The following is a 1709-nucleotide window of genomic DNA, read 5'->3' as shown; positions in this document are numbered from 1 at the left end:
CCCGACGTGCCGCCGGTCGACGTTCTCGCCGCCGCGCACGACATCGCCGCGCAGGCCGCCGCCGGCACCGGCGGACACCGGGCCGGCTCCCTCTACGACCTCCCGCTCGGCGACACTCCGCTGTGGACCCTGCACGAGGAGCCCACCCGGACGTCCGCACCCGACGGGCGAGCCGAGTCCGTCGCGGCGGTGCTGCCCGCGTGGTCGGCGGAGAACCACCACGAGCTGTCCGCGCCCGACCTCGGATTTCCCGCCGCCGCGCGCGCCCTCGGTGACCTGCTGGGCGCGCCGGACCCGCCGTTCGAGGTGGCTCAGGCGGCGGTGGCCCGGTACGGCCGCTTCGGCTTCGAGGCCGCCGCGGTCACCGCCTTCGGGGTGGCCGCCGGCCTTCCGCCCGAGGGGGTGATCCGGGTCGCGGAGCTGCGCTTCGCCCACCCGTACGCCGTGGTCGCCGTCGCCACCGACGACCGTGCCGGCGGCGCGGCGGCCGGGCCCTGGCACGGTGTCCCGGTCTTCTCCGCCTGGGTGGCCGAGCCGGAGGAGGTGCCCGAGGCCGACCTCGCGGACCCGCCGATGCAGTGGTGAGTCCGCTCAGCTCTCGTGCGGCGGGCGCGGGATCGGCTGGGCCATGCCGTCGAAGTCGCGGGGCAGCTGGGCCACCATGTCGCGGAACTCCTCGACGGTGACCGCCTCGCGCAGGGTGACGAAGACCGCCGCGGCGCCCACCCGGGCCGTCTCGTCGTCGACCCCGGCCCGCTCGGACACCCGGCGCAGGAAGTCCGCCGGCCCGCCCCCCTCGGCCGGACCGTCCCACGCTCCCGGGCCCGGCTCGGCGAGGTAGCCACCGGTCTCGTCCGGCAGGTGGCCGGCCAGGTCGGCGACGTCCCCACCGGTCATCCGGTCGACCATCGTCTGCAGCACCGCGCGGGAGATCACGGCGGCCTGCGCGGTGGGAAGGCCCGACCGGCGGGACACCGCGTCGACGAAAAGGGGAAACCGCACGCCGCCCTCCTGACCTCACCGGACCCGCCGCGCTTACCCCCATCGGCTCCTGGCAAACGACCCCGCCGCGCTCGTCGATCAACGCGTTGCCGGGCGCGTCAACGCTCCGGGGCGTCGTCGGCGAGGACGTCGAGCAGCAGGGCGGCGGTCCAGCCGAAGGCCGGTGAGCCGAGCCCGACGCCGGTGTCCGGGTGGAAGTACTCGTGGCATCCGGACCGCGCGACGAGGTCGATCATCGACTGCCGCAGGCCGGCCGCTAGGTCCGGCCGGCCGTGGTCGCGCAGCCCCCGGCGCAGCAGCCAGGCCAGGTTGAGCCAGCTCGGGCCGCGCCAGTAGCGCAGCGGCTCGAAGTCCGGCGCGGTCCGGTCGTGGCTGGGCAGCGGCCGGTCCATCCGGCGGGCCACCCCGAACCGGACCGAGCAGGCCTCCTCGATCACCGTCGCGGCCGGGCGGGCGGGCAGGTCGGGCAGCATCAGGGGCATCAGCCCGAGCGCCGTCCGGGCCGGGATCAACCGGTCGCTACGCAGGTCGCGAGGCTGGAACGTCCCGGTGACCGGGTCGTACAGCCGCCGCAGGAGAGCCTCGGTGATCCGCGCCGCCCGTTCGCGGTGCCCCGCGGCGGTGCTTGGCGGCGAGACCGAGGAGTAGCCGGAACCCTGCGCTGACCCCATGATCCAGCCACGCGGGCGCGGTGCGCCGTCACATCG

Annotated in this window: 1 protein-coding gene and 2 pseudogenes; 1 reads left to right on the top strand and 2 read right to left on the bottom strand. The window is 76.3% G+C overall.

The annotated features are described in order from the left end of the window. A pseudogene (locus AB0I76_RS29360) lies at positions 1 to 585 on the top strand (hypothetical protein); the annotation flags it as partial. Positions 586 to 591: 6 nt separating this feature from the next. On the opposite strand, the gene AB0I76_RS29355 reads toward AB0I76_RS29360, so the two are convergent. Both AB0I76_RS29355 and AB0I76_RS29350 read right to left on the bottom strand, forming a co-directional pair. After that, positions 592 to 1002: a DUF2267 domain-containing protein gene (locus tag AB0I76_RS29355; RefSeq protein ID WP_357042233.1), complete on the bottom strand. Its 411-nt coding sequence runs from the start codon at positions 1000 to 1002 to the stop codon at positions 592 to 594. Between the two features lie 98 nt (positions 1003 to 1100). Further along, positions 1101 to 1709 (bottom strand): annotated as a pseudogene (locus tag AB0I76_RS29350) (hypothetical protein); the annotation flags it as partial.

The organism is Micromonospora sp. NPDC049799, assembly GCF_040656655.1.
In the GTDB taxonomy this organism is placed as follows: Bacteria; Actinomycetota; Actinomycetes; order Mycobacteriales; family Micromonosporaceae; genus Micromonospora.
The sequence above is the reverse complement of the archived record's forward strand: the minus strand, read 5'-3'. Positions and strand labels throughout refer to the sequence as shown.